Origin of the sequence: Streptomyces sp. NPDC102279, from assembly GCF_044766365.1 — a bacterium.
In the GTDB taxonomy this organism is placed as follows: domain Bacteria; phylum Actinomycetota; class Actinomycetes; order Streptomycetales; family Streptomycetaceae; genus Streptomyces.
Genome location: NZ_JBIWLU010000008.1, coordinates 224,571 through 250,553, shown reverse-complemented (window position 1 = coordinate 250,553; position 25,983 = coordinate 224,571). Strand labels below are relative to the sequence as shown.

Below are 25,983 nucleotides of genomic sequence, written 5' to 3'. Positions count from 1 at the left end.
GGCGACGGATCGCCTCGCGGCCGGCATGCGTGAGGGCCCGCACCCGAAGGTTGCGGGCCCTCACGCATGAGACGGTCGGGCTACGGCGCGCTGCGCTGCCCGGGCAGGCTCGGCCGGCCCGCGACGTACAGCTCCGGCCGTTCGCGCAGCGCGTCCGGCGAGAGAGCCGAGGCGCCCAGGGCCGCCGCGGTGCGCCGGGTCTGCATCGGGACGGGGCCCGGATGCTCCTGGTGCACCGACGGTGGCGGTCCGACCGGACCCGTCGCGCTCTCCGTGTCCACCGAACGCTCCGCATGGGGCCGACGGGCGCGGTACGCCGCCCGGTACGCGGCCGGGGACGACCCCAGCTGACGCCGGAAGTGACCCCGCAGCGCGACCGGTGAGCGGAAGCCGCAGCGGCCCGCGACCTCGTCGACCGAATAGTCGGACGTCTCCAGCAGCCGCTGTGCCTGCAGCACGCGCTGCGTGATCAGCCACTGCAGCGGAGCACTGCCGGTCAGTGAACGGAACCGGCGGTCGAAGGTGCGGCGGCTCATGTAGGCGCGCGCCGCCAGCGTCTCCACGTCGAACTGTTCGTGGAGATGCTCGAGCGCCCAGGCGACGACCTCGGCCAGCGGGTCGGCGCCGATCTCCTCCGGCAGCGACCGGTCGAGGTAGCGCTCCTGGCCGCCGCTGCGCCGGGGCGGCACCACCAGACGCCGGGCGAGCGCGCCGGCGGCTTCGTTGCCGTGGTCCGTGCGCACGATGTGGAGGCACAGATCGATTCCGGCCGCCGTCCCCGCCGAGGTGAGCACGTCGCCGTCGTCCACGAAGAGTTCGCGGGGGTCGACGTGCACCGACGGGTAGCGCTTGGCCAGTGTCGGTGCGTACATCCAGTGGGTGGTCGCCGGACGGCCGTCCAGTAAACCGGCCGCGGCCAGCACGAAGGCGCCGGTGCACAGTCCGACTATGCGGGCACCTTCCTCGTGCGCGCGGCGCAGTGCGTCGAGTGCCTCCTCGGGTGGTGGCGAGGTGATCGACCGCCAGGCGGGCACGACCACCGTGCCGGCCCTGGAGATCGCTTCCAAGCCATGTGGTGCGGTGAGTTCCAGGCCCCCTGTGGTCCGCAGCGGGCCTTCCTCGCCGGCACACACCAAAAGGCGATAGCGCGGCACGCCGGCGTCCTGGCGGTCAATCCCGAACACCGACAACGGTATGGAACTCTCGAAGATGGGGCCGCCGCTGAACAGCAGCACCGCGACGATCTCCTTGCGGCGTCGCCCGGACAGCTTCCGGGCCGCGGCATCCGGCGCGGCAGTGGAGTCGTGGCTCATCCTGCTAAGCCCCCCTCGGTGGTCGCGGCTCCTCGGTTGTGTCGCTCCTGCACGTTTCCCCTCGGTCCTGCACGAGTCCCCCGCCGTAAGACAAGATCGAATCTACTGTGTCCCGTGGCGCCAAGGTGACCAGATCGGTACTCCGCAGAATGTCGACATGGCAACTTGGCGTGAAGCATTCGATCACGAAGCGTTGCACTCGTGGGCCGTGCAGGGAAGTGCGCCTCGTGGCAGTGGCCAATCCACGTAGGGTGCGCGCGTCCTCCGTACCCCTTTCGGTGCAGGTGGAACGGGGGTTGGGGGGTCGTTCGACCAAGGGATGGGCCATAACGAGAAGTTGGCTGAAAAGAAACGCAGGAGTGCGTGCAAACCGGTCAGTCGACCGGCTTGTTTCCCGCACCGTGACGTCCGCCACGACGGGATCCCGGGCCGCTTCTGCCGCGTTGGCCGCCCCCCGCCTCCGCACCGTTCCCCCGTCCCGCGTCCGCCGCCGGACCCGGTGCGGTCCTCCCGTGCCGGCCCCGCTGCTGCGGCGCCCGCTGCCGCTCGGACGACCGCGCGGCGTCCCGCTGTTGCTCGCGCAGGACCGCCGCGCCCCGCTCGGACCGGCGCAGCAGCACCAGGCAGGCTCCGGTCACGGCCGCGAGACCGAGGGCGGTGCCGGTCGCGCCGGCCAGTGAGGTGCCGTACCAGAAGAGGACCACGGGGACGAGGACACAGCTGAAGGCCGCCCAGCGGACCAGGTCGCTCACCGTGTCGGGCGCGGGCGCCGTCGCGGGGCGGGGGGCGGCGTGCGATCCGGGGTGCGCCGCGGGGCAGGATCCGGACGGGGGCGTGGCGGGGGAAGCGGACGGGGCGGAGGGAAGGGGGGCGGTGTCGGGTGCGGGCACGTTCTGCTCCCTGGTACTCCTGTGTTCTCCATGCTCTCCATGGCGGTGGCTGCGCAGGGTTCAACGCATGGTCGACCGGCCGGTCACTGCCCGGCGCCCTGTCTCCGCCGTCCGGCAGGGTGGTGCGGGCCCGCGCCAGAGGCACCGTACGGCCGGGAAAGCGCCCGTCCCCGGGTGAACCCTGCGCAAACCGCCTGTACGGGGCAGCAACCATTGCGTTACGGGCGCCTCTCATGCATGCTCCCTGGAACGCCGCGTAAGGCGCGCGCGATCTGGGCAGAGGAGGCGTGCCGCCGTACCCTTGGGGGTATGGGGTTGGGAAGATGTTTCCCAGACACAGCTCTGCCGATCGTTGTCGTCCCCACCACGAGGATCCAGACGCCGAGACAACCATGGCCGGTCACGAATTCTTCGATCACGCGGACCGCAAGCGCCCGCTCGCCGATCCCACGGCGGCTGAGCCCCTGGCGGCGGAAGCTCCGCGCCAGTCCTGCGATCCCGCTTTCAAGCACGGCGTCGTCGTCGGTTTCGACGGCTCGACGTCCAGCGAGCGCGCCCTCGCCTACGCGATCGGCATGGCTCACCGCTCCGGCTCGGGCCTGATCATCGTGCACGTGGCCAACCGGCTGCCCACCACGGTGTGGGCGGGCTGCGAGCCGCCCGTCTTCGTCGACGTCCCCGACCACCGCACCGAGGTGCTCGGACTGGAACTGGCCTGCGCCGAGTACCTCTCCGAGGTGCCGTGGATCCTGGTCGAGCGCGGCGGAGACATCTGCCACGAACTCGAAGAGGTGGGGCGGGAGTACGAGGCGGACGCGATCGTCGTCGGCTCCACGCACGGCATCGTCGGGCGCATCTTCGGCTCCGTCGCGGGGCGGCTCGCCAAGCGAGCCAGGCGCCCCGTGATCGTCATTCCCTGACGCTCCGTCGCCCCGGCCGTACCGATCCCGGGAGCGGGTTCCCCCTTCTGCGCGCGACGGGTCAACCTACCGGCGCGTAGCGGGTGTTCGTGCCCTGGTGGGGGGAATACACCGGACGCCGGTCCTTGTGGCGGCGACCGCCGGGACGCGGCACTTCGACCGCACCGGACAGCAGGACACTCCACGCCGCCCCAGGACTGCCGCGACGCGCCGCGGCCGGGGTGTGACGGCCACCGGCTGAGATCGGCGCGGGCCGGGGTATTGGGCGGCTCCGGCCCTTCGGGAACGGTCCCCGTGCGCAGGTGGCGCGCACGGGGACCGTTCATGTCCGGCTTTCCGTAAGGGACTTGGCGTGACGGACTACTCGACGGTGACCGACTTGGCCAGGTTGCGCGGCTTGTCGATGTCCCGGCCGAGCGCCAACGCCGTGTGGTAGGCCAGCAGTTGGAGCGGGATGCCCATCAGGATCGGGTCGAGCTCGTCCTCGTTCTTCGGGACGACGATCGTCTGGTCGGCCTTCTCCTGCTCCTGGTGCGCGACGGCGAGGATCTTGCCGCTGCGTGCCTTGATCTCCTCCAGGGCGGCGCGGTTCTTCTCCAGCAGGTCGTCGTCCGGGACGATCGCGACCGTGGGGAGCGCGGGCTCGATGAGGGCCAGCGGACCGTGCTTCAACTCGGAGGCCGGGTAGGCCTCGGCGTGGATGTACGAGACCTCCTTGAGCTTCAGGGAGGCCTCACGGGCCACCGGGTAGCCCCGGACGCGGCCGATGAAGAGCATCGAGCGGGCCTCGGCGTACTGCTCGGCCAGCTTCTTGATCTCGTCCTCGCGCTCCAGGATCTCGGAGATCTGCGCGGGCAGCTTGCGCAGGCCCTCGATGATCCGCTTGCCGTCGCGGACCGACAGGTCACGCGTGCGGCCGAGGTGCAGGGCGAGCAGCGCGAACGCCACCGTGGTGTTGGTGAAGCACTTCGTCGAGACGACGCAGACCTCGGGGCCCGCGTGGACGTACATGCCGCCGTCGGCCTCGCGGGCGATCGCCGAACCGACGACGTTGACCACGCCGAGCACCCGCGCGCCCTTGCGCTTCAGCTCCTGCACGGCGGCCAGCACGTCGTACGTCTCACCGGACTGGGAGACGGCGACGTACAGGGTGTCGGGGTCGACGACCGCGTTGCGGTAGCGGAACTCGGAGGCCGGCTCGGCGTCCGCGGGGATGCGGGCCAGCTCCTCGATCATCTGGGCGCCGATCATGCCCGCGTGGTACGAGGTGCCGCAGCCGAGGATCTTCACGCGGCGGATCTGACGCGCCTCACGGGCGTCCAGGTTCAGGCCGCCGAGGTGGACCGTCGAGAACCGGTCGTCGATCCGGCCGCGCAGCACCCGGTCCACGGCCTCGGGCTGCTCGTGGATCTCCTTGTGCATGTACGTGTCGTGGCCGCCCATGTCGTACGACGCGGCCTCCCACTCCACGGTGGTCGGCTCGGACGTCGTCCGGGTGCCCTCGGTGGTGTAGGTCCGGAAGTCGTCGGCCTTGAGGGTGGCCATCTCGCCGTCGTCGAGGGTCACGATCTGGCGGGTGTGGGTGACCAGCGCGGCGATGTCCGAGGCGACGAACATCTCCTTCTCGCCGATGCCGAGCACGACGGGGGAGCCGTTGCGCGCCACCACGATGCGGTCGGGGAAGTCGGCGTGCATCACGGCGATGCCGTAGGTGCCCTCGATGACCCGCAGGGTCTCGCGGACCTTGTCCTCCAGCTTCTCCTGCCCGGAGCGGGCGATGAGGTGGGTGAGGACCTCGGTGTCGGTCTCGGAGAGGAACTCGACGCCGTCCGCCTCCAGCTTCTTGCGCAGGTCGGAGGCGTTGTCGATGATGCCGTTGTGGACGACGGCGACCGAGCTGTCGGCCGACATGTGGGGGTGCGCGTTCACGTCGGAGGGGGCGCCGTGCGTGGCCCAGCGGGTGTGGGCGATGCCGGTGGTGCCGGCGAACCGCTTGGGGACCTTGGCCTCCAGGTCACGGACCCGGCCCTTGGCCTTGACCATCTTCAGGCCGGTGGCCTTCGGGGAGGTCACGACGATGCCCGCCGAGTCGTAGCCGCGGTACTCCAGGCGCTGCAGGCCCTCCAGGAGCAGCGGCGCCACGTCACGCCTGCCGATGTATCCGACGATTCCGCACATATATACGTATTCCTCAGCCGTAGACGATGCGGCGCAGCTGCCTGAGGCTGAGCTCGGGCGGCGCGACCGCGCGGTACTTCAGGTCCGCCTCGATCCGTTCGAAGATCGTCGCGTTCACCAGGCCCTGCGCCTGGAGTTCGCGGTGGCGGCGACGGACGTACTCCTCGGTCGTCTCGTCGAACCAGGCGAGCACGTCCTGGACCACGCGCAGCGCCTCGCCCCGGCTCAGGGGCGTGGACCGCGTCAGGTGATCAACAAGTTCGTCGTGCACCCGTTGATCCTGGGGTACCGAAAGGTGATTCGCAAGAATCCTGCCCGATATCGGGCAAGTGGTTGTTGAAACTCTTATGGACCGCTGTTTACAAGCTGTCCATGCGGCGTCTTGCGCCCCGTCGATTGCCGGGAGCAACTTCTGGACCCATGGACACTCCACGCATGGGCGTACCCGAGCGGCTCGCCGAGAACATGAGCATGGCCGAGCAGCACGAGTACCTTCGCGCCAAGTTCTCCCGGCGCAACATGATCAGAGGCGGCGCCGTGACCCTCGGCGCCGTCGCGGGCGGCGCCTTCGTGCCGGCCGCCGTCGCCCAGGCGGCGGTCCCGACACAGCGGACCTCCGCCCCCGCCTCGACGGAGAAGGTGGACGGCGCGCTCGTCGCCCCCTTCGGCCGCCACCTCGCCTTCGGCAACGACCCGCGCACCGAGATGACCGTCTCGTGGCAGGTGCCGACCGCGGTCAGCCGGCCCTACATCCGCATAGGCGCCCAGCCCTGGGACCTCTCCCGCAAGATCGACGCCGAGGTCCGCAGCCTCTACACCCCGGCCGGCGTGGGCGCGAGCGGCGACCACACCCAGTACTACCTGCACGCCAAGCTCACCCACCTGCGCCCCGGCAGGACGTACTACTACGGCGTGGGCCACGCCGGCTTCGACCCCGCCGCGCCCCACCTCCTCGGCACCCTCGGCACCTTCACCACCGCGCCCGACCGCGCAGAGCCGTTCACCTTCACCGCCTTCGGCGACGAGGGCGTCGGCTACCACGGCCTCGCCAACGACGCCCTGCTGCTCGCCCAGAACCCGTCCTTCCACCTGCACGCCGGCGACATCGCGTACGCGGACCCGTCCGGCGCGGGCAAGAAGGAGGACACCGGCTTCGACTCGCGCATCTGGGACCAGTTCCTCGCCCAGACCGAGACGGTCGCCAAGCAGGTCCCCTGGATGCCGGCCTACGGCAACCACGACATGGAGGCCTGGTACTCGCCCAACGGGTACGGCGGCGAGGAGGCGCGCTGGACGCTGCCCGACAACGGCCCCGACAAGGCCAACCTGCCCGGCGTCTACTCCTTCGTCCACGGCAACACCGCGATCATCTCGCTGGACGCCAACGACATCTCCTTCGAGATCCCGGCCAACCTCGGCATCTCCGGCGGCACGCAGACGAAGTGGCTGGAGACCCAGCTCAAGAAGTACCGGGCAGCGCGGGACATCGACTTCATCGTGATCTTCTTCCACCACTGCGCGTACTGCACCTCCACGGCGCACGCCTCGGAGGGGGGCGTGCGACAGGAGTGGGTGCCGCTGTTCGAGAAGTACACCGTCGACCTGGTGATCAACGGCCACAACCACCAGTACGAGCGCACCGACGTCATCAAGAACAACGCGGTCACCAAGAAGCTGCCGATCGGCGGCACGGCCTACCCGGAGACCGACGGCGTCGTCTACGTCACGGCGGGCGCGGCCGGCCGCAGCCTCTACGCCTTCACCGCCCCGGAGTCCTACGAGGGCAAGGAGAACGAGGTCGAGTCGGTCGCCTCCTTCGTCAACCTGAAGGACGGCAAGCAGAACGAGACGGTCACCTGGTCGCGCGTGCGCTACCTCAACTACTCGTTCCTGCGCGTCGACGTCACGCCGGCCTCCCGGGGCCGCCTGGCCACGCTGAAGGTCCGCGGCATCGCCGAGACCGGCGCCGAGGTCGACCACTTCACGGTCGCCCGCCGCGCCAAGTAGGCACCCCCGTACGCCCACGGCGCGGGGCGCGGGGTCGCTGAGCCCGCGATCGGGCGGTCCTCGACGCGTCTGTCGTCACAGGCGCTTGAGGACCGCCTGCTTGGCCAGCGCGAACTCCTCGTCGGTCAGGACGCCCTCGCGGCGCAGCTCGCCCAGTTCCCGGAGCCTGCGCAGCAGGGCGTCGTGATCGGCCTCGGACGCCGGTGCGGGAATCGCCGCCCGGCCCGCCTCCACGGCCCGTACGGCGGCCCCCTCGGGCACGGACGCCGCCGGATGCGGCAGCCGCGCCTGCACAGCCGCCGCGACCAGCGCCATCAGCGGGTCCTTCTTGAAGCCCCACAGCTCCACGGAGTTGGGGTCGAACTTCGGCGGCGCCTTCGTCTCCGCGCCCCGCACGGTGAAGCGCAGACAGCCGTTCTCCAGGCCGACCGCCGGATGCCACTCGACGGCCCTGATGTCGCCGAGAGCGAGCGTGCGCGCGCCGGCCGCCGACTTCGCCTCCTCCGTCTTCCAGTTCCATTCCAGGCGTACGGACTCGCCGTCGAAGGTCGCCGTGCCGTCACCGGCGGAGGCGGCCAGCGGAACCGCCGGGCCGGGCAGCAGATAGCCGTCGACGGGCCCCGCGGGCACCTCGTCGAGCAGCAGCGCGTTGCGCACCTCGTCCACGAAGTACTCGGCGACGCCCAACCGGTCCGCCTCGACCGTCAGTTGGTAGGGATCGTTCGGATCGCCGAGCTTGCCGCCCGTCGCCTGCAGCAGCGGGTCCGCGCCGTCGCGCAGCCGCAGCCTCAGCCGCCCCGACTTCTTGCCCTGCTCCAGCGATACACCCGCCAACGCGCCCAGCGGCACCGCCAGTTCACCCAGCTCCTTGCGCAGCAGGCCGACGTTCCTGTCCCGTCCCGGGGTCAGCCGCAGCGCGTCGCCGTCGAAGACCCAGGTGCCGTCCCGCTGGATGATTTCCGCCATGAGGGGGATTGTTCCACCGCGACTGCGGGAGAGTGGTCTCGACCAATTCGACGGCACGGTGAGCGGCCCACCCCAGGACCGGTCGGAGCCCGTGCCGGGCATCGATGGGAGCGCATGTGAGACAGCACCGCAGAACGCCCCGCCTTCTCGGAACACTGCTGCTCGTGGCCGCGGCCGGTATCTCCCTCACCGGAGCCGCCCCGACCGTACGGGCCACCCCCTCCACCCCCACACCGCTGGGCCGGGTCGTCCCCGCCCCCGCCTCCGTCGCCCCCGGCGGATCCCCGTACCGCGTCACCCCGGACACCCACATCCGCGTCGACGACTCCCACGCCGTCCGCGCGGTCGGCGCGTACCTCGCGGACGTCCTGCGGCCCTCCACCGGCTACCGGCTGCCCGTCACCGCGCACGGCGACGGGGCGATCCGGCTGCGGCTCGGCGGCAAGGGCCTCGGCGAGGAGGGCTACCGCCTCGTCAGCGGCAGGTCGGGCGTCACCATCACGGCCGGCCGGCCCGCCGGCCTCTTCCACGGCGTCCAGACCCTGCGCCAGCTGCTCCCCGCCGCCGTCGAGAAGAACTCCGTCCAGTCCGGACCCTGGCTGATCGCCGGCGGCACCGTCACGGACACCCCGCGCTACGGCTACCGCGGCGCCATGCTCGACGTCTCCCGGCACTTCTTCACCGTCCCCCAGGTCAAGCGCTACATCGACGAACTGGCCCTGTACAAGGTCAACAAGCTGCATCTGCACCTCAGTGACGACCAGGGCTGGCGCATCGCCCTCGACTCCTGGCCGCGCCTCGCCACCTACGGCGGCTCCACCGAGACCAATGGCGGGCCGGGCGGCTTCTACACCAAGGCCGACTACCGCGAGATCGTCCGCTACGCCGCCTCCCGCTACCTGGAGGTCGTCCCGGAGATCGACATGCCCGGGCACACCAACGCCGTGCTCGCCTCCTACGCGCAGTTGAACTGCGACGGTGTCGCGCCGCCCCTGTACACCGGCACCGAGGTCGGCTTCAGCTCGCTGTGCGTGAACAAGCCGGTGACGTACGACTTCGTGGGCGACGTCATCCGCGAACTGGCCGCGCTCACCCCGGGCGAGTACCTCCACATCGGCGGTGACGAGGCCCACTCCACCAGCCACGCCGACTACGTGACCTTCATGGACAAGGTGCAGCCCCTGGTCGCCAAGTACGGCAAGAAGGTGATCGGCTGGCACCAGCTCACCGGAGCCACTCCGGCGAAGGGCGCCATCGCGCAGTACTGGGGGCTCGACGACACCGACGCCGCCGAGAAGGCACAGGTCGCCCGGGCCGCGCAGAAGGGCACGGGCATCGTCCTGTCGCCCGCCGACCGGCTCTACCTCGACATGAAGTACACCGCCGACACCCCGCTCGGCCAGGACTGGGCCGGACTGGTCGAGGTGCGCAGGGCGTACGACTGGGACCCGGGCAGCTACCTCGACGGCGTGCCCGCCTCGGCCGTCAGGGGCGTCGAGGCGCCGCTGTGGACGGAGACGATCGTGACCTCCGCCGACATCGACGTCATGGCCTTCCCGAGGCTGCCCGGAGCCGCGGAACTCGGCTGGTCGCCCGCGTCCACGCACGACTGGGACACCTACAAGGTGCGCCTCGCCGCGCAGGCCCCGCGCTGGGACGCGCTCGGGATCGGCTACCACCGCTCGCCCCAGGTCCCCTGGCCCGCGGGCTAGCCCGGCATGCCGACGGGCGCCCCGGAGGACCGTCTCCGGGGCGCCCGCCCGTCTCTCGGGCTCCTGGGAGCCCGGTGCTCAGAACCCGGCGATCGGGTTCTTCAGCGTGCCGATCAGCTGGAGCGCACCCGACGGGTCCGCCAGGTCCACCATCTGCCGGTTGTCGCGCAGCTGGAGCCGGTTGAGGCAGGACAGCGCGAACTCGGGCGCGAACAGGTCGTACTGCCGGAACTTGTCCTCGAGTTCGGGCGTCGCCTCCTGGTAGGCGCGCACGGACTCGGCGACCGTTCGCCAGAAGCCGTCCTCGTCGAGGATGCCCTCAGCCGCCAACTGCGCCGCCAGGAACCGGAAGTAGCAGTCGAAGACGTCCGTGAAGATCGACAGCAGCTTCTTGTCCTCGGGGACCTCGACCCGGATCCGCTCCACCGCGGGCGGCAGCACCGCCTGCGGGTCCATCACCGCGATCTCCTCGGCGATGTCCTTGTAGACCGCCCGCCGCACCGCACCGTCCTTCAGGACGAGGATGACGTTCTCGCCGTGCGGCATGTAGACGAGGTCGTACGCGTAGAAGCTGTGCAGCAGCGGGGTGAGGTAGGCGCGCAGGTAGTCGCGCAGCCACTCCACGGGTGTCTGCCCCGACCGCTCGATCAGCGCGCCCGCGAAGGACGCGCCCTCGTGGTCGACATGGACCAGCGACGCCATCGTGGCGAGGCTCTCGCCCTCCCGGAGCGAGGACACCGGGCTCTCGCGCCACAGCGCGGCCAGCATCTTGCGGTAGGGGGAGTACCGGTCGGTGGCGGCCTCGTACTCAAGGTGCCGGTAGCCGACGGCGGCCCGCTCGCGGATGATCGACAGACCCGTCGATTTCAGCACCGGGTCGTTCTCGATCAGCTGCGCCAGCCAGTCGTTGATGGCCGGGGTCGCCTCCATGTACGCGGCGGACAGACCGCGCATGAAGCCCATGTTGAGGACGCTCAGCGCCGTCTTCACATAGTGCTTCTCCGGGCTGGTCTTGTTGAAGAACGTCCGGATCGACTGCTGCGCGAGGTACTCGTCGTCGCCCTCGCCGAGACAGACCAGGTTCCGCCGGGCGATCTCGGCGGCGAAGGTCACGGACAGCTTGTTCCACCACTGCCAGGGGTGGACGGGGATGAGCAGGTAGTCCTCCGGGTCGAGGCCCTGCCCGGACAGTGTCCGGGCGAACCGCCCAACCGTCTCCTCGCCCAGCTCGTCCCGCACGAAGGACTCGTACGCGATGCCGACCCCGGCCGTGAACGCGGCCCGGGAGCGGTGCGCGGCCAGCCAGACGAGCCGGACGGGGTGCGCGGTCTCGGGGGCGTAGGCGAGGTACTCCTGCACGCCGAAGCCGAGCCGTCCGTTGTTGGCGACGAAGCAGGGATGGCCCTCGGTCATGCCGGTCTCGATGGCCTGGAAGCCGGCGTCGGCCAGTTCACGGACCGGTGTCCGCGGCTTGGTCAGTTTGAAGCAGGTGCCCGAGAGCGTGGAGGAGATCTCCTCCAGATAGACCGGGAGGACCTCGTCGCTCAGCCCCAGCGACTCCTTCAGCTCGATGAAGAAGTCCATTGCCGCCAGGGGCAGTTCGGTGCCGTCACGGTGCCGGGTGATGGACTCGGCGTCCACCTGCCAGTGGTCGAGGGACCGACGCACCGCCGTGTAGCGGTAGCGGGTCTGCCCGTCGTCGCCGCGGACCTCGTAGCGGCCGTCCGGCAGCGGATCCGGAGTGATCAGCCGCTCGTGGGCGAACTCGGCGAGCGCCTTGCGGACGAGGAGGCGGTTGGCGGTGGCCCAGCGCTCGGGGGAGAGGTGGGCGACGCTGTCGGCGAGGGTCATGCCGCCACCGCCTTCGCGAACTGCTCCCGGGTGCAGAAGCTCAGCAGCGCCTGCTTCTCCGGCTTGCGGATCTCCCGCTCCGGCACGAAGCCGACGGCCTCGTTCAGGGCGTGCACCGCCCTGTTGCTCACGTCGGGCTCCACGACGACGCGCCGGGTGGCCGGGTCGGCGAACAGGTCCTCCATCACGGCGGTGATCACGGCGCGGGTGAAGCCGTGCACGGGGGTGTCGCTCGGCGCGACCAGGAAGTGCATGCCGACGTCGCCGGGTTCGGGCTCGTACAGCCCGACGAGTTCCACGTACCGGGGGTCGTAGCGCTCCATCAGGAAGGCGGGCTCGCCGTCCAGCAGGCCGAGGTGAGCGTCGTGGTGCTCACTGGCCGCGATGGCCATGTACTCGCGCTCCACGTCGTGCAGTTTCGCCTCCTGCATCATCCAGAAGGACGCCTTGGGGTGCGTCACCCAGCGGTGCAGCAGCGGGGCGTCCTCGACGGGGTCGAGGGGGCGGATGTCGAACGTGCCGATGGCGGTGGTCATACGGAGAACTCCTGGAACGCGATGGTCTTCTCGACCGGGTAGTACTCGGTGCCGAGCAGCTCGCGGATGATGTACGCGTTGCGGTACGCGCCCATGCCGAGGTCCGGCGAGGTGATCGAGTGCGTGTGGACGCCCGCGTTCTGCAGGAAGATCCCGCGTCCCGTGGTGTCGATGGCGTAGTTGCGGGCCACGTCGAAGTTGCCCTGGGTGTCGTAGCGAAGCCGGTCGCGGACCGGCGCGAGGAACGCCGGCTCCGTGTATCTGTAGCCCGTCGCGAGGATCAGGCCCTGCGAATGCAGTTCGTAGTCCTTGACCTGCTCCCGCTGGCGCAGGCCCAGCGTGTACACGCCGTTCTCGTGACGGACCGATTCCAGGGCGGAGTTGGTGAGGAGCCGCGCGGGGACCGGGCCGCCGAGGTTCTTCTGGTAGAGCAGGTCGAAGATCTCGTTGATCAGGTCGCCGTCGATGCCCTTGAACAGGCCCTTCTGCTCCGCCTGGAGGCGGTAGCGGGTCGGCTCGGGCAGTGCGTGGAAGTAGTCGATGTACTCCGGAGAGGTCATCTCCAGGGTGAGCTTGGTGTATTCGAGCGGGAAGAAGCGCGGCGAGCGGGTCACCCAGTTCAGCCGGTAGCCGTGGACGTCGATCTCGCTCAGCAGGTCGTGGAAGATCTCCGCGGCGGACTGGCCGCTGCCGACCAGGGTGATCGACTCCTTGGCCTGCAACTCCCGCTTGTTCTGCATGTAGCGGGAGTTGTGGATGAAGTCGCCGCCGAGACCCGCGCAGGCCTCCGGGACGTAGGGCTGGGTCCCGGTGCCGAGGACCAGGTGGCGGGCGCGGTACACCTCGCCGGCCTCCGTCCGCACGACGTACACCTCGGCATCGCCCTCGTAGGTCACGTCGGCGACCGTCGTCCCGAAGCGGACGCTGCTGAGCTTGTTCGCGGCCCAGCGGCAGTAGTCGTCGTACTCGACGCGCAGCGGGTAGAAGTTCTCGCGGATGTAGAACGAGTACAGGCGGCCCGATTCCTTCAGGTAGCTGAGGAAGGAGTACGGGGACGTCGGGTCGGCGAGGGTGACCAGGTCCGACATGAACGGGGTCTGGAGGTGGGCACCTTCCAGGAACATCCCGGAGTGCCACGCGAACGTGGGCTTCGACTCCAGGAAGACGCCGTCCAGTTCGGCGATCGGCTCGGTCAGGCAGGCGAGGCCGAGGTTGAAGGGCCCGAGCCCGATCCCCACGAAGTCGTAGGTCCTGTCCGTGGGTTCAGCAAGCGCGGTCAAGGGAGTCTCCCAGATACTGCTCGGCGTGGCCGGCGATCAGGTCGAGGACGGCGGCGATGTCGTCCACCGTCGTCTCGGGGTTGAGCAACGTGAACTTCAGGTAGTGGCGTCCGCCGACCTTGGTGCCCGCGACGACGGCGTCACCGGAGGCGAACAGGGCCTTGCGGGCGTACAGGTTGGCGCGGTCGATCTCGGCCGGGTCGGTGACGCCGGACGGGATGACGCGGAAGACGAGGGTGGAGAGCGAGGGCTCGACCACGACGTCGAAGCGCGGGTCGGCGGCGAGCAGTTCCCAGCCCTCGGCCGCCAGGTCGCAGACCTCGTCGAAGAGTTCGCCGATGCCGTCGGCGCCCATCACCCGCAGGGTCATCCACAGCTTGAGGGCGTCGAACCTACGGGTGGTCTGCAGGGACTTGTCGACCTGGTTGGGGATGCGCTCCTCGACCATCCGGCGCGGGTTGAGGTACTCCGCGTGGTAGGTCGCGTGGCGCAGCGTGGCCACGTCGCGGACCAGCAGGGCCGAGGAACTCACCGGCTGGAAGAAGGACTTGTGGTAGTCGACCGTGACGGAGTCGGCCCGCTCGATGCCGTCGATGCGGCCGCGGTTCTTCAGCGAGGCGAGCAGGCCGCAGCCGTAGGCCGCGTCCACGTGCATCCAGGCCCCGAACTGCGAGCACAGTTGGGCGACTTCGGGCAGCGGGTCGATGGAACCGAAGTCGGTGGTGCCGGCGGTGGCGACGACGGCCATGGGGACGAGGCCGTCCTCCTTGCAGCGCTCCAGCTCCCGGGCCAGGGCGAGCGTCTGCATGCGCTTGTCGTGGTCGACGGGGATCGAGACGACCGCGTCGGCGCCGAGGCCGAGGAGTTTGGCGGACTTCCTGACGCTGAAGTGGCTGACCTCCGAGGCGAAGATCCGCAGGTCGGCGAGGTTCTCCCACTTGCCCTCCTCGCGGGCCAGCAGCAGTGCCTGGAGGTTGGACTGGCTGCCGCCGCTGGTGAACACGCCGTCGGCGGAGGGCCCGAAGCCGATGCGCTCGTTCGTCCAGTCGATGAGCTTGCGCTCGATGAGGGTGCCGCCGGCCGACTGGTCCCAGGTGTCCAGGGAGGAGTTGACGGCGGAGAGCACGGCCTCGCCGAGCACGGCCGGTATGACGACCGGGCAGTTGAGGTGGGCGAGATAGCGGGGGTGGTGGAAGTAGATCGCGTCCCGGAGGTAGACCTCCTCCAGTTCGTCGAGGACGGCCGTCGTGTCATGGAGCGGCTTGTCGAGGTCGATCCCCTCGATGCGGGGAGTGAGGTCGTCGACCGTGACACCCGTGAACGGGCGCGTGGTGGTGGCGAGTCTGGCCGCCACCCGCTCGACGCCTTCGGTCACGGAGCGGCGATACCGGTCCGCGGTGGTGTCGTTGAGCAGGTGCGAGCGCATGTGGGGGTCCTCCGTGCGGGGGAGAGTCCGAGCGGGACAGGAGAAAGGGCGGGTCGCGACGTTCAACTTAGGTTAGCCTAACCTAAGTCGATCGGGCGACCCCGCCTCACCTGTGTCTTTCGTGCGGCACGTCTCGGTCCGGACTGCCGGGAGGCGCCGCGGTCGAGCAGCCCGGACTAGTCGGCCCGCTCCCGCAGTTGTTCCTCCGTCAGCCCCTGTCGCCAGTACCCCACGAAGGTGACGCGCCCGCGGTCGATGCCGCGTTCGCGCACGAGATGGCGGCGCAGTTCCCTCACGCGGCCGGACTCGCCCGCGATCCAGGCGTACGGGGCCCGCGCGGCCGGGAGTTGAGCTGCCCGCAGGGCGTCGAGCGCCAGGGAGGAGCTCGGCGGTCTCGCGTCGGAGCGTTCGTCCCGCACGAGCCAGGTGATCTCGGCGTCGGCCGCGGTCGCCGGTTCCAGGATGTCGCCGGCGTGCTGGACCTCCAGCCAGGCCCGGACGCGCAGGCCCGCCGGGAGCGACTCGAGGATGGCGCAGGCGGCGGGGAGGGCCGTCTCGTCGCCCCACAGGACCACCAGGTCGGTGTCGGCCGGCGGCCGGAAGCGGATGGCCCGGTTGTCCGCGAGGGCGGGGCCGAGCAGGACGACCCGGTCTCCGGCCCGCGCGCCGGACGCCCAGCGCGAGGCGGGCCCGGCGGGGACCGCCGCACCCGGGTCCGTGCCGTGCAGCACGAAGTCGATGTCGACCTCGGTGGGCACGCCGGGCCCGCGGCGCAGCGAGCGCAGGGTGTACGAGCGCATCACGGCGCGTACGTCGTCGGGGAGTTCGCGCCATCCCTGCCACCAGCCGTCGCCGAGCTCGACCGGCACGGCCGGCTCGCTCTGGCCTGGGTGCGGCAGGAAGAGGGAGAGGGACTGGTCGCGTCCGTCGGAGTGGAACGCCTCCAGGTCGGGCCCGCCGAAGGTCACCCGGACCAGAGACGGACCGAGCCGCCTCGTCCGTACGACCCGGAGGGAGAAGAAACGGAACGGGGCGGCTACGGCCGTCGTCATGAGTGCTCCTGAGTGATTGTCAGGGGATCACGGTGGGGGTGTCAGGCGACCTTCTTCGCGTTCTCGATGGCCTCGGCGAGCTTGTCGAGGATCGGGGTGCACTTGTCGTACGACAGGATCGGCTCGGGCGTGCGCGCGATGACCTGGCCGGCCTTGACGGCGGGCAGCTTCTTCCAGGTGGCCTCGGTGATGTCGGCCGGCTGGATGGTCGAGGTGCGGTCGTCCATGATGATGATGTCGGCCGGGTACTTGTCGACGTTCTCCCAGCTCAGGTTCTCGAACCAGCCGCCGCTGGCCTTCAGGGCCTTGGCGGAGGGCTCGACGATGTTCACGCCGAGGGCCTTGAAGTACTCCAGGTCGATGGAGAGGTTCGAGCCGGACACGTAGAAGATGTCCTGGCTCGCGCTGCCGGCGAGGACCTTGATCTCCGGGCGGGCCTTGGCGGCCTTGCGCAGCCGCTCGGCGGCCGTCTCGAACGTCTTCTTCGCCTCGACGATCTTCGCGGACTTCACGTCGGCGCCGAGCGACTCGGCCAGGGCGAGCATCCGCTGGAGCGGCTGCGGCATCTGCGTGTCGAAGACGGAGACGCCGACGCTGGGGGCCAGCTTGAGGATCTTGTCCTTGGACTCCTCGGGGACGTACCAGAGGGTGCCGGCGCTGTCGAACATCGTGGAGATCAGGACGTCGGGAGCCAGGCCCGCGTACTTCTCGATGTTGAACTGGCCCCACTCGTTGCCGAGAAGGGTCACCTTGCTGATGTCCATGTCGCCGGCCTGGACGTCGGCCTTGCCGTCCTTGGTCCTGGTCGGGCCGAACACACCCTTGACCTCGATGCCGTAGTCGAACAGGGCGGCGGCGACACCGGTGAAGGCGACGATGTTCGCCGGGGTCCTGTCCAGCCTCACCGTCGTGCCGCGGTCGTCCTTGAACGTCCACGGGCCGGACTTGGCGGCGGCCTTCGTCGCGTCCGAGCCACCGTTCTTCGAGGCGTCGTCGTCGCCACAGGCGGCGAGGACGGCACCGAGGCCGAGGGCGCCGCCCGCGGCGAGGATGCCGCGACGGGTGAGGTGGGTGGCACGGGCGTTGGGCATGAGGGTGACTGCTTTCGGCACGGGGCGGGGACGCCCGCCGGACAAGTTCGAGGATAGGTTAGCCTAACCTCACCATCTGTCCAGCGGGCCGGGGTGCTCCGCGGTCGGACGTACCGGGCGGAACACGGCGGACCGCCCGCGCCGGACCGCCCGCGCCGGACCGTCCTCGCCGAGGCCGCCGACGGATCAGCCCGTGAGCCCCAACTCCCGGGCGATCAGCATGCGCTGGACCTCGCTGGTGCCCTCGCCGATCTCCAGGATCTTGGAGTCGCGCCACATGCGGGCCACCGGGTACTCGTTCATGAAGCCGTAGCCGCCGTGGACCTGGGTGGCGTCACGGGCGTTGTCGACGGCGATCGTGGAGGAGTACAGCTTGGCGATCGCCGCCTCCTTCTTGAACGGCTCGCCCGCGACGAGGCGGGACGCGGCGTCGCGCCAGCCGACGCGGGCCATGTGGGCCTTCATCTCCATGTCGGCGATCTTGAACTGGATCGCCTGGTTGGCGCCGATCGGGCGCCCGAACGCGTGCCGTTCCTTCGCGTACGTGACCGACTCGTCGACGCAGCCCTGCGCGAGCCCCGTCGCGAGCGCGGCGATGGCGATGCGGCCCTCGTCCAGGATGCGCAGGAACTGGGCGTAGCCGCGGCCCTCTTCGCCCAGCAGGTTCGCCGCGGGCACGCGCACGTCGGCGAAGGACAGCTCGCGGGTGTCGGAGGCGTTCCAGCCGACCTTCGAGTACGGCGCCGCGACCGTGAAGCCCGGGGTGCCCGAGGGGACGATGATCGCGGAGATCTGCGGCCGGCCGTCGGGCTTGCGCCCGGTGACCGCGGTGACCGTCACCAGGCCGGTGATGTCCGTACCGGAGTTGGTGATGAAGCACTTGCTGCCGTTGATGACCCACTCGTCGGTGTCGGGGTCGAGCCGCGCCGTCGTACGGGTCGCGCCCGCGTCCGAGCCGCCGTCCGGCTCGGTCAGGCCGAACGCGCCGAGGATCTCACCGGAGCAGAGCCGGGGCAGCCACTCGGCCTTCTGGGCCTCCGTGCCGAACAGGTGGATGGGCATGGCGCCCAGCGAGACGCCCGCCTCCAGCGTGATGGCCACGGACGAGTCGACCCGCGCCAGCTCCTCCAGGGCGACGCCGAGGGCGAGATAGTCGCCGCCCATGCCGCCGTACTCCTCCGGGAACGGCAGCCCGAACAGGCCCATGCGGCCCATCTCCCGCACGATCTCGTACGGGAACTCGTGCCGCTCGTAGAGGTCACCGATCTTGGGGGCGACGACGTCGTGCGCGAACTCCTCCACCGTGCGGCGGAGTTCCTCGAGTTCGGGGGAGAGACGGTGGTCCAGGGACATGAGGATCACTCCTGGTGGGAGAGGGCTTTGACGGTGCGGGACGGGCTGGGTCGGCCCAGTTGTCCGGCCATCCACACGCTGGTGGCGGTGAGGCGGCCGAGGTCGACCCCGGTGTCGATACCGAGGCCCTGGAGCATCCACACGAGGTCTTCGGTGGCGAGGTTGCCGGTCGCGGACTTCGCGTACGGGCAGCCGCCGAGGCCGCCCGCGGAGGCGTCGACGGTGCTGACGCCGTGCTGGAGGGCGGCCAGGGTGTTGGAGAGCGCCTGGCCGTAGGTGTCGTGGAAGTGCACGCCGATCGAGCTGGTCGGTACGCCCTCCGCGTTCAGCTCGGCGAGCAGGGACTGCACATGGCCGGGGGTGGCCACGCCGATCGTGTCGCCGAGGCTCAGCTCGTCGGCGCCCATGTCCATGAGCGCCTTGCAGACCCGGACGACCTGGTGGACCGGGACCGGGCCCTCCCACGGGTCGCCGAAGCACATCGACACGTAGGCGCGGACCGTGAGGTGTTCGTCCTTCGCTCGGCGCACCACCGGATCGAACATGGCGAGCGCCTCGTCGAGGCCGCGGTTCAGGTTGGCCTTGGCGAAGGACTCCGTCGCGCTGGCGAAGACGGCCACGTGCCGGGCGCCGAGCGCGAGCGCCCGGTCCAGCCCGCGTTCGTTCGGCACGAGGACGGGGAGCGTCACCGGAAGGCCGGACACCTGAGGGAACAGCTGCTCGGCGTCGGCCAGTTGGGGAACCCACTTGGGGTGCACGAAGCTCGTCGCCTCGATGGTGGTCAGTCCCGCGTCGGCGAGACGGCGGATGAACTCCGCCTTGACCTCGGTCGGCACGGTCGCCTTCTCGTTCTGCAGACCGTCGCGCGCGCCGACCTCGTAGATCCGCACCCGGGCGGGCAGGTCCTGCGCCGGTACGGCCATCGGCAGGCCCAGTTCGGACGTGCTCATGCTGTCTCCGCCTCCTCGGCAGGGGTGACGACCGCGAGGACCTGGTCCATGGCGACCGTGGTGCCCGGCGTGACGTCCAGCTCGCTGACGGTGCCGGCGTGCGGCGCGGAGATGACGTGCTCCATCTTCATCGCCTCGACCACCAGCAGGCTCTGCCCGGCGGTCACCTCGTCGCCGACGGCGACCTTCACGACGGTCACCGTGCCCGGCATCGGGGCGGTCAGCGAGTCGGCCCCGGCGTGCGCGGAGCCGGTCAGCGACGCGGCCACCGGGTCGTGGTCGCGGACGTGCCAGGCGTCGCCGTCGCGGCCGATCCAGTCGGCGGCGCGGTGGAAGGTGTGGCGCACCCCGTCCAGGGTCACCGATACCTGTCCCTCGCCGACCGTGTGGGTGCCGCGCGGGGTGTACTCGACGGGGTCGAGGACCCGCAGCGAGAAGGCGGCCGGCTTGGGCGTGCCGCCCAGCCGCCAGCCGGTCGGCACGGAGAACGGGTCGGTCCAGCCGTCGCCCGCCGGGGTCAGCTCGGCGAGCCGCACGGCGGCGGCCGCCTCGTACACCTCCTCCGGCACCCCGTCCGGGACCAGGCCGGCCGCCTCGCGCTCGACCAGACCGGTGTCCAGGTCGCCGGCCACCACGTCCGGGTGGGCCAGCAGCCGGCGCAGGAAGCCCGCGTTGGTCTGGACGCCGAGGGTGACCGTGTCGGCGAGGGCGGCCCGCAGCCGGCGCAGCGCCGTCGGCCGGTCGGGGCCGTACGCGATGACCTTGGAGAGCATCGGGTCGTAGAGGCTGCCGACCTCGGTGCCCTCCGAGAGGCCCGAGTCGGTGCGCACTCCGTCGCCCTGGGGCTCGCGCAGCGCGAGCACCGTGCCGCCGGAGGGGAGGAAGCCGCGCGCGGGGTCCTCGGCGCAGATCCGGGCCTCCACGGCGTGCCCGGTGAGGGTGATGTCGTCCTGCTCGTAGGGGAGCGGCTCCCCGGCGGCGACCCGCAGCTGCCACTCGACGAGGTCGAGGCCGGTGACCAGCTCGGTGACCGGGTGCTCCACCTGGAGGCGGGTGTTCATCTCCATGAAGTAGTACGACGACGCGTCGCCGCCCGGGACGATGAACTCGACCGTGCCCGCGCCGCGGTAGCCGCAGGAGCGGGCCGCCTGGACGGCCGCCTCGCCCATCGCGGCCCGGGTGGCGGGGTCGAGGAACACGCTGGGCGCCTCCTCGATGATCTTCTGGTGGCGGCGCTGGAGCGAGCACTCGCGCTCGCCCAGGTGCACCACCCGGCCGTGCCCGTCCGCGAGGACCTGGATCTCGATGTGCCGCGGGCGGTCCACCCAGCGCTCGACGAGCAGGGTGTCGTCGCCGAAGGAGGCGCGCGCCTCGCGGCGGGCCGCGGCGATCTCGTCGGGCAGGGCGCCGGCGTCGCGGACCAGGCGCATGCCCTTGCCGCCGCCGCCCGCGCTCGGCTTCAGGAGCACCGGCACGCCGATCTCGTGGGCCGCCTCGATCAGTTCGGCGTCCGTCAGACCGCTGCCGGAGGAGCCGGGGACGACCGGGACCCCGGCCTTCTTCACCGTCTCCTTGGCGCGGATCTTGTCGCCCATGAGGGAGATCGCCTCGGGGGAGGGCCCGATGAACACGAGTCCGGCGTCCGCGCAGGCCTGCGCGAAGGCGGCGTTCTCGGCGAGGAAGCCGTACCCCGGGTGGACGGCCTGGGCGCCGGTCCTGGCCGCCGCCTCCAGCAGCCGCTCCACCGACAGATAACTCTCGGACGCGGGCGCCGGCCCGATCCGAACGGCCGTGTCGGCCTCCCGGACGTGCCGCGCGTCGGCGTCGGCGTCCGAGAAGACGGCCACCGAGCGCACGCCGAGCGCGCGCAGCGTGCGGATGACGCGTACGGCGATCTCGCCCCGGTTGGCCACAAGCACCGTGTCGAACATGGGTCCCCTCACATCCGGAAGACGCCGAACTGGGGGTCACCCAGGGGCGCGTTGGCACAGGCGGTCAGGGCGAGTCCCAGGACCTGCCGGGTCTCCATCGGGTCGATCACGCCGTCGTCCCAGAGGCGGGCCGTCGCGTAGTAGGCGTTTCCCTGGCGCTCGTACTGCTGACGGATCGGCGCCTTGAAGTCCTCCTCGTCCTCGGCCGGCCACGACTCGCCGCGTCCCTCCAGCTGGTCGCGCTTGACCGTGGCGAGGACCGAGGCGGCCTGCTCGCCGCCCATCACGGAGATCTTCGCGCCGGGCCACATCCACAGGAAGCGCGGCGAGTACGCCCGGCCGCACATCGAGTAGTTGCCCGCGCCGTACGACCCGCCGATCACGACGGTCAGCTTCGGCACGCGTGTGCAGGCGACGGCCGTCACCATCTTGGCGCCGTGCTTGGCGATGCCACCGGCCTCGTACTGGCGGCCGACCATGAAGCCCGAGATGTTCTGGAGGAACACCAGCGGGATGCCGCGCTGGTCGCACAGCTCGATGAAGTGGGCGCCCTTCTGGGCCGACTCGGAGAAGAGGATGCCGTTGTTCGCGACGATGCCGACCGGGTGGCCGTGGATCCGGGCGAACCCGGTGACCAGGGTCTGCCCGAACTCGGCCTTGAACTCGGCGAATCGGGAACCGTCGACCACGCGCGCGATGACCTCGCGTACGTCGTAGGGGGTGCGGGAGTCGACCGGCACCGCGCCGTACAGCCCGAACGGATCGACCTTGGGCTCGACCGACGGCTCCACGGACCAGGGCAGCTCCCCGCGCGCGGGGAGGGTGGCCGCGATGGTGCGGACGATCCGCAGCGCGTGCGCGTCGTCCTCCGCTAGGTGGTCGGCGACGCCCGACACGCGTGCGTGCACCTCGCCGCCGCCCAGCTCCTCGGCCGTGACGACCTCGCCGGTGGCGGCCTTCACCAGCGGCGGACCGCCGAGGAAGATCGTGCCCTGACCGCGGACGATCACGGCCTCGTCGCTCATCGCCGGGACGTACGCCCCGCCCGCCGTGCAGGAGCCGAGGACGGCGGCGATCTGCGGGATGCCCGCGCCGGACATCCGCGCCTGGTTGTAGAAGATCCGCCCGAAGTGGTCGCGGTCGGGGAACACCTCGTCCTGCATCGGCAGGAAGGCGCCCCCGGAGTCCACGAGGTAGATGCACGGCAGGCGGTTCTCCAGCGCGACCTCCTGGGCGCGCAGGTGCTTCTTCACCGTCATCGGGTAGTACGTGCCGCCCTTGACCGTGGCGTCGTTGGCGACGATCACGCATTCACGGCCGCTGACCCTGCCGATCCCCGCGACGACGCCGGCGGCCGGGGCCTGCCCGTCGTACATCCCGTCGGCGGCGAGCGGCGCCAGCTCCAGGAACGGCGAGCCGGGGTCGAGGAGGGTGTCCACGCGGTCGCGGGGCAGCAGCTTCCCGCGCGCGGTGTGCCGGGCGCGCGCCTTCTCGCCGCCGCCGAGCCGCGCCGCGGCCAGCTTCTGGCGCAGCTCCTCGCCCAGCGCGCGGTGCGCGGCCTCGTTGGCCCGCCAGGCCTCCGACGCGGGATCGGCCGCGCTCGTCAGCTCCGGTGCCTCGTGCATCCTGCGGTCCCCTCACCAGTGGTCGACCAGTTAATGAGCGTTAACGCATTTCCTTCAGGTTAACGACCGCTAACCTCCCTGTCTAGAATCACTTGTATGGCCATGAGAACCGACGCCCCCACCCGCCGCGAGCAGATCCTCAAGGAGGCGGCCCGGCTCTTCGCCGAGCGCGGCTTCCACGGTGTGGGCGTGGACGAGATAGGGGCCGCGGTCGGCATCAGCGGCCCCGGGCTGTACCGGCACTTCCCGGGCAAGGACGCGATGCTCGCCGAGCTGCTGGTGGGCATCAGCGGCCAGCTCCTCACCGGCGGCAAACGCCGCGTGGCCGAGGCCGACGGAGGCGCGGAGGCGCTGCTCGACTCGCTCATCGAGGGGCACATCGACTTCGCGCTCGACGACCGCCCCCTGATCACCCTGCACGACCGTGAGCTGGACCGGCTGCGGGACAGCGACCGCAAGCTCGTGCGCCAGCTCCAGCGCCAGTACGTCGAGCTGTGGGTGGAGGTGGTCCGCGAGGTGTACCCGGAGCTGGCCGAGCCCGCCGCCCGGTCGGCCGTGCACTCGGTCTTCGGCCTGCTGAACTCGACCCCGCACCTGGGGCGCCCCGGCGCACTCCCGGGGCGCGCGGTGACGGCCGGGCTGCTGCACCGGATGGCCCGGGGTGCCTTCGGGGCGGCCGCCGCGTCGCCGGGCGCGTGACGAGCGTCTCGGAGGGTGGCCCCTGGCGTCCGTCGTGACCGGCGGGTAACCTGATATCTGAGCAAGCGCTTAGACATGACCCAGATATTCAGGCGGAGGTGGCGGCGGTGCGCCGTACTGTGTTCAACGAGGACCACGAGGCGTTCCGGGAGACCCTGCGCGCCTTCATCGAGGCCGAGGTCGTCCCGGTCTACGACGAGTGGTTCGCCGCCGGCCAGGCGCCGCGCGACTTCTACCACAAGCTCGCCGAGCTGGGCGTCTTCGGCATCCGCGTCGACGAGGAGTTCGGCGGCGCCGGCATCGACTCCTACAAGTTCGAAGCCGTGATGTACGAGGAGACCGCGCGCGCCGGTGTCCAGTTCGGCGGCTCGGGCGTGCACGTGCTGCTCGGCCTGCCCTACATCAAGACGCTCGCCACCGACGAGCAGAAGAAGCGCTTCCTGCCGAAGTTCGTCACCGGCGAGGAGATGTGGGCCCTCGCGATGACCGAGCCGGGCACCGGCTCCGACCTCGCGGGCATGAAGACCACCGCCAAGCTCTCCGAGGACGGCACGCACTACGTCCTCAACGGCTCCAAGACCTTCATCACCGGTGGCGTGCACGCCGACCGCGTGATCGTCTGCGCGCGCACCTCCGCGCCCACCGCCGACGACCGCCGCTTCGGCATCTCGCTGTTCGCCGTGGACACCAAGGCCGAGGGCTACTCCATCGGCCGCAAGCTCGACAAGCTCGGCCTGAAGACCTCCGACACCGCCGAGCTGGCGTTCGTCGACGTGAAGGTGCCCGTCGAGGACCTGCTCGGCGAGGAGAACAAGGGCTTCTCCTACCTCGGCCACAACCTCGCCTCCGAGCGCTGGGGCATCGCCTTCGGCGCCTACGCGCAGGCCAAGGCCGCCGTCCGGTTCGCCAAGGAGTACGTCCAGGAGCGCACCGTCTTCGGCAAGCCCGTCGCGTCCTTCCAGAACACCAAGTTCGAGCTGGCCGCCTGTCAGGCCGAGGTGGACGCGGCCGAGGCCGTCGCCGACCGTGCCCTGGAGGCCCTCGACGCGGGCGAGCTGACCCCCGCCGAGGCCGCCAGCGCCAAGCTGTTCTGCACCGAGGTCGCGCACCGCGTCATCGACCGCTGCCTCCAACTGCACGGCGGCTACGGCTTCATGAACGAGTACCCGATCGCCCGCCTGTACGCGGACAACCGGGTCAACCGCATCTACGGCGGCACCAGCGAGATCATGAAGACGATCATCGCCAAGAACATGGGCCTGTAAGGCCCGCGAAACGACTGCACGGTACAACTGCCCCATGAGCGAGGCACTTCAGTCCCTCCTCGATCTGCTCGACCTCGAGCGGATCGAGGAGGACATCTTCCGCGGCCGGTCCCGTTCGGCCGTCGTCCCCCGCGTCTTCGGCGGGCAGGTGGCGGCGCAGGCACTGGTCGCCGCCGGGCGCACGGTCCCCGGGGACCGGCACGCCCACTCCCTGCACGCCTACTTCCTGCGGGCGGGCGACCCGGGCGCCCCCATCGTCTACACCGTGGACCGCATCCGTGACGGACGGTCCTTCACCACCCGCCGGGTGGTCGCCGTCCAGCACGGACAGCCGATCTTCCACCTCTCCGCGTCCTTCCAGACGTACGAGGAGGGACTGGAGCACCAGGCGGCGATGCCGCCCGCGCCCGACCCCGAGACGCTGCCCACGGCCGCCGAACTGCTGCCCCGGTACGCCGACCGCTTCTCCGGATCCGACGTCCTGGAACGCCTTCTGGAGACACGCGAGTCCGTCGACCTGCGCTATGTCGACGCACCGCCGTACGGCACCGTCGGCGAGGTCCGCGAACCGCGCTCCCAGGTGTGGTTCCGCACCAACGGCAAACTCGACGGCGCCGTCGACCAGCCGCTGCTGCACGTCGTCCTCGCCACCTACGTCTCCGACATGACCCTCCTCGACTCGATCCTCCTCGCGCACGGGCGCGGCGGCTGGGTGACCGGGGACGTCGTCGGGGCGTCCCTGGACCACGCGATGTGGTTCCACCGCCCGTTCCGCGCCGACGAATGGCTCCTGTACGACCAGGAGTCGCCGTCCGCGTCCGGCGGCCGGGGTCTCGGCCAGGCCCGCATCTACACCCGGGACGGCCGGCTGGCCATCTCGGTGATCCAGGAAGGTGTGGTCCGCGTCCCGCGCCAGCCCTTTCGCCGGTAAGACTGGG

At 70.7% G+C, this 25,983-nt stretch carries 21 protein-coding genes; 6 read left to right on the top strand and 15 right to left on the bottom strand.

Annotated features, from left to right (window positions below; all coding sequences use genetic code 11):
- Positions 1–80: 80 nt before the first annotated feature.
- Both ACIRQH_RS22220 and ACIRQH_RS22215 read right to left on the bottom strand, forming a co-directional pair.
- Positions 81–1,313, bottom strand: a complete 1,233-nt coding sequence (locus tag ACIRQH_RS22220) for a helix-turn-helix domain-containing protein (protein ID WP_358814913.1) — start codon at positions 1,311–1,313, stop codon at positions 81–83.
- A gap of 374 nt (positions 1,314–1,687) precedes the next feature.
- Entirely contained in the window at positions 1,688–2,203 is a 516-nt protein-coding gene (locus ACIRQH_RS22215) for a hypothetical protein (protein WP_388931143.1), read from the bottom strand.
- A 392-nt stretch (positions 2,204–2,595) separates the two neighbouring features.
- Here ACIRQH_RS22215 and ACIRQH_RS22210 point away from each other — a divergent pair, with 392 nt between their 5' ends.
- Positions 2,596–3,123 (top strand): universal stress protein, encoded by a 528-nt coding sequence (locus ACIRQH_RS22210; protein ID WP_164370626.1) that lies wholly within the window; start codon positions 2,596–2,598, stop codon positions 3,121–3,123.
- Positions 3,124–3,483: 360 nt separating this feature from the next.
- Here ACIRQH_RS22210 and glmS read toward each other — a convergent pair whose 3' ends face one another.
- Both glmS and ACIRQH_RS22200 read right to left on the bottom strand, forming a co-directional pair.
- On the bottom strand, positions 3,484–5,301 hold the full coding sequence (gene glmS, locus ACIRQH_RS22205; protein ID WP_358814912.1) for a glutamine--fructose-6-phosphate transaminase (isomerizing): 1,818 nt from the start codon (positions 5,299–5,301) through the stop codon (positions 3,484–3,486).
- Between the two features lie 13 nt (positions 5,302–5,314).
- Positions 5,315–5,572, bottom strand: coding sequence for a hypothetical protein (locus ACIRQH_RS22200; RefSeq protein ID WP_355863081.1), 258 nt, complete (start codon positions 5,570–5,572; stop codon positions 5,315–5,317).
- Between the two features lie 164 nt (positions 5,573–5,736).
- On the opposite strand from ACIRQH_RS22200, the gene ACIRQH_RS22195 reads away from it, so the two are divergent.
- Positions 5,737–7,308 (top strand): metallophosphoesterase family protein, encoded by a 1,572-nt coding sequence (locus ACIRQH_RS22195; RefSeq protein WP_358814911.1) that lies wholly within the window; start codon positions 5,737–5,739, stop codon positions 7,306–7,308.
- Between the two features lie 75 nt (positions 7,309–7,383).
- Here ACIRQH_RS22195 and ACIRQH_RS22190 read toward each other — a convergent pair whose 3' ends face one another.
- Positions 7,384–8,274 carry a DUF4429 domain-containing protein gene (locus tag ACIRQH_RS22190; protein ID WP_358814910.1) on the bottom strand — a complete coding sequence of 297 codons (891 nt, stop codon included), beginning with the start codon at positions 8,272–8,274 and terminating at the stop codon, positions 7,384–7,386.
- Positions 8,275–8,390: 116 nt separating this feature from the next.
- Between ACIRQH_RS22190 and ACIRQH_RS22185 the strand changes: the two genes are divergently transcribed.
- Positions 8,391–9,986 (top strand): beta-N-acetylhexosaminidase, encoded by a 1,596-nt coding sequence (locus ACIRQH_RS22185; protein WP_404226854.1) that lies wholly within the window; start codon positions 8,391–8,393, stop codon positions 9,984–9,986.
- Between the two features lie 78 nt (positions 9,987–10,064).
- On the opposite strand, the gene ACIRQH_RS22180 is transcribed toward ACIRQH_RS22185, so the two are convergent.
- The 10 genes from ACIRQH_RS22180 to ACIRQH_RS22135 form a co-directional block, all read right to left on the bottom strand.
- The gene (locus tag ACIRQH_RS22180; protein ID WP_388866039.1) at positions 10,065–11,837 is read right to left on the bottom strand and encodes an IucA/IucC family protein; all 1,773 of its coding nucleotides are present in this window, start codon (positions 11,835–11,837) and stop codon (positions 10,065–10,067) included.
- Positions 11,834–12,373 carry a GNAT family N-acetyltransferase gene (locus ACIRQH_RS22175; protein ID WP_358814907.1) on the bottom strand — a complete coding sequence of 180 codons (540 nt, stop codon included), beginning with the start codon at positions 12,371–12,373 and terminating at the stop codon, positions 11,834–11,836. Before ACIRQH_RS22175 ends, ACIRQH_RS22180 begins: the two co-directional genes overlap by 4 nt.
- Positions 12,370–13,653, bottom strand: a complete 1,284-nt coding sequence (locus ACIRQH_RS22170) for a lysine N(6)-hydroxylase/L-ornithine N(5)-oxygenase family protein (RefSeq protein WP_404226853.1) — start codon at positions 13,651–13,653, stop codon at positions 12,370–12,372. The genes ACIRQH_RS22175 and ACIRQH_RS22170 overlap by 4 nt, the downstream gene beginning before the upstream one ends.
- Positions 13,637–15,079, bottom strand: coding sequence for a lysine decarboxylase DesA (desA, locus tag ACIRQH_RS22165; RefSeq protein WP_388866033.1), 1,443 nt, complete (start codon positions 15,077–15,079; stop codon positions 13,637–13,639). Before desA ends, ACIRQH_RS22170 begins: the two co-directional genes overlap by 17 nt.
- Positions 15,080–15,255: 176 nt before the next feature.
- On the bottom strand, positions 15,256–16,131 hold the full coding sequence (locus tag ACIRQH_RS22160; RefSeq protein ID WP_404226852.1) for a siderophore-interacting protein: 876 nt from the start codon (positions 16,129–16,131) through the stop codon (positions 15,256–15,258).
- Positions 16,132–16,172: 41 nt separating this feature from the next.
- Positions 16,173–17,222 carry an ABC transporter substrate-binding protein gene (locus ACIRQH_RS22155; protein WP_388866027.1) on the bottom strand — a complete coding sequence of 350 codons (1,050 nt, stop codon included), beginning with the start codon at positions 17,220–17,222 and terminating at the stop codon, positions 16,173–16,175.
- Positions 17,223–17,408: 186 nt separating this feature from the next.
- On the bottom strand, positions 17,409–18,569 hold the full coding sequence (locus tag ACIRQH_RS22150) for an acyl-CoA dehydrogenase family protein (protein WP_356172116.1): 1,161 nt from the start codon (positions 18,567–18,569) through the stop codon (positions 17,409–17,411).
- An 11-nt stretch (positions 18,570–18,580) separates the two neighbouring features.
- On the bottom strand, positions 18,581–19,525 hold the full coding sequence (locus ACIRQH_RS22145; protein WP_388866024.1) for a hydroxymethylglutaryl-CoA lyase: 945 nt from the start codon (positions 19,523–19,525) through the stop codon (positions 18,581–18,583).
- Positions 19,522–21,456 (bottom strand): acetyl-CoA carboxylase biotin carboxylase subunit, encoded by a 1,935-nt coding sequence (locus tag ACIRQH_RS22140; protein ID WP_388866021.1) that lies wholly within the window; start codon positions 21,454–21,456, stop codon positions 19,522–19,524. The genes ACIRQH_RS22145 and ACIRQH_RS22140 overlap by 4 nt, the downstream gene beginning before the upstream one ends.
- Positions 21,457–21,464: 8 nt before the next feature.
- Entirely contained in the window at positions 21,465–23,081 is a 1,617-nt protein-coding gene (locus ACIRQH_RS22135; RefSeq protein ID WP_388866018.1) for a carboxyl transferase domain-containing protein, read from the bottom strand.
- A 96-nt stretch (positions 23,082–23,177) separates the two neighbouring features.
- Here ACIRQH_RS22135 and ACIRQH_RS22130 point away from each other — a divergent pair, with 96 nt between their 5' ends.
- From ACIRQH_RS22130 to ACIRQH_RS22120, 3 genes are all read left to right on the top strand, one after another.
- A complete protein-coding gene (locus ACIRQH_RS22130; protein WP_358814899.1) occupies positions 23,178–23,780 on the top strand; it encodes a TetR/AcrR family transcriptional regulator in 603 nt (200 codons plus the stop codon).
- A gap of 107 nt (positions 23,781–23,887) precedes the next feature.
- Complete coding sequence (locus ACIRQH_RS22125; protein ID WP_358814898.1) at positions 23,888–25,045, top strand: acyl-CoA dehydrogenase family protein; 1,158 nt, start codon at positions 23,888–23,890, stop codon at positions 25,043–25,045.
- A gap of 34 nt (positions 25,046–25,079) precedes the next feature.
- Positions 25,080–25,976 carry an acyl-CoA thioesterase gene (locus ACIRQH_RS22120; protein WP_388866014.1) on the top strand — a complete coding sequence of 299 codons (897 nt, stop codon included), beginning with the start codon at positions 25,080–25,082 and terminating at the stop codon, positions 25,974–25,976.
- Positions 25,977–25,983 lie beyond the last annotated feature (7 nt).

What these genes read in the sequence shown, in the direction of transcription:
- ACIRQH_RS22160 (WP_404226852.1), bottom strand. Translation starts at nt 16,131, where the DNA reads ATGACGACGGCCGTAGCCGCCCCGTTCCGTTTCTTCTCCCTCCGGGTC.
- ACIRQH_RS22145 (WP_388866024.1), bottom strand. Translation starts at nt 19,525, where the DNA reads ATGAGCACGTCCGAACTGGGCCTGCCGATGGCCGTACCGGCGCAGGAC.
- ACIRQH_RS22135 (WP_388866018.1), bottom strand. Translation starts at nt 23,081, where the DNA reads ATGCACGAGGCACCGGAGCTGACGAGCGCGGCCGATCCCGCGTCGGAG.
- ACIRQH_RS22120 (WP_388866014.1), top strand. Translation starts at nt 25,080, where the DNA reads ATGAGCGAGGCACTTCAGTCCCTCCTCGATCTGCTCGACCTCGAGCGG.
- glmS (WP_358814912.1), bottom strand. Translation starts at nt 5,301, where the DNA reads ATGTGCGGAATCGTCGGATACATCGGCAGGCGTGACGTGGCGCCGCTG.
- ACIRQH_RS22155 (WP_388866027.1), bottom strand. Translation starts at nt 17,222, where the DNA reads ATGCCCAACGCCCGTGCCACCCACCTCACCCGTCGCGGCATCCTCGCC.
- ACIRQH_RS22130 (WP_358814899.1), top strand. Translation starts at nt 23,178, where the DNA reads ATGGCCATGAGAACCGACGCCCCCACCCGCCGCGAGCAGATCCTCAAG.
- ACIRQH_RS22210 (WP_164370626.1), top strand. Translation starts at nt 2,596, where the DNA reads ATGGCCGGTCACGAATTCTTCGATCACGCGGACCGCAAGCGCCCGCTC.
- desA (WP_388866033.1), bottom strand. Translation starts at nt 15,079, where the DNA reads ATGCGCTCGCACCTGCTCAACGACACCACCGCGGACCGGTATCGCCGC.
- ACIRQH_RS22175 (WP_358814907.1), bottom strand. Translation starts at nt 12,373, where the DNA reads ATGACCACCGCCATCGGCACGTTCGACATCCGCCCCCTCGACCCCGTC.
- ACIRQH_RS22220 (WP_358814913.1), bottom strand. Translation starts at nt 1,313, where the DNA reads ATGAGCCACGACTCCACTGCCGCGCCGGATGCCGCGGCCCGGAAGCTG.
- ACIRQH_RS22195 (WP_358814911.1), top strand. Translation starts at nt 5,737, where the DNA reads ATGGGCGTACCCGAGCGGCTCGCCGAGAACATGAGCATGGCCGAGCAG.
- ACIRQH_RS22140 (WP_388866021.1), bottom strand. Translation starts at nt 21,456, where the DNA reads ATGTTCGACACGGTGCTTGTGGCCAACCGGGGCGAGATCGCCGTACGC.
- ACIRQH_RS22180 (WP_388866039.1), bottom strand. Translation starts at nt 11,837, where the DNA reads ATGACCCTCGCCGACAGCGTCGCCCACCTCTCCCCCGAGCGCTGGGCC.
- ACIRQH_RS22190 (WP_358814910.1), bottom strand. Translation starts at nt 8,274, where the DNA reads ATGGCGGAAATCATCCAGCGGGACGGCACCTGGGTCTTCGACGGCGAC.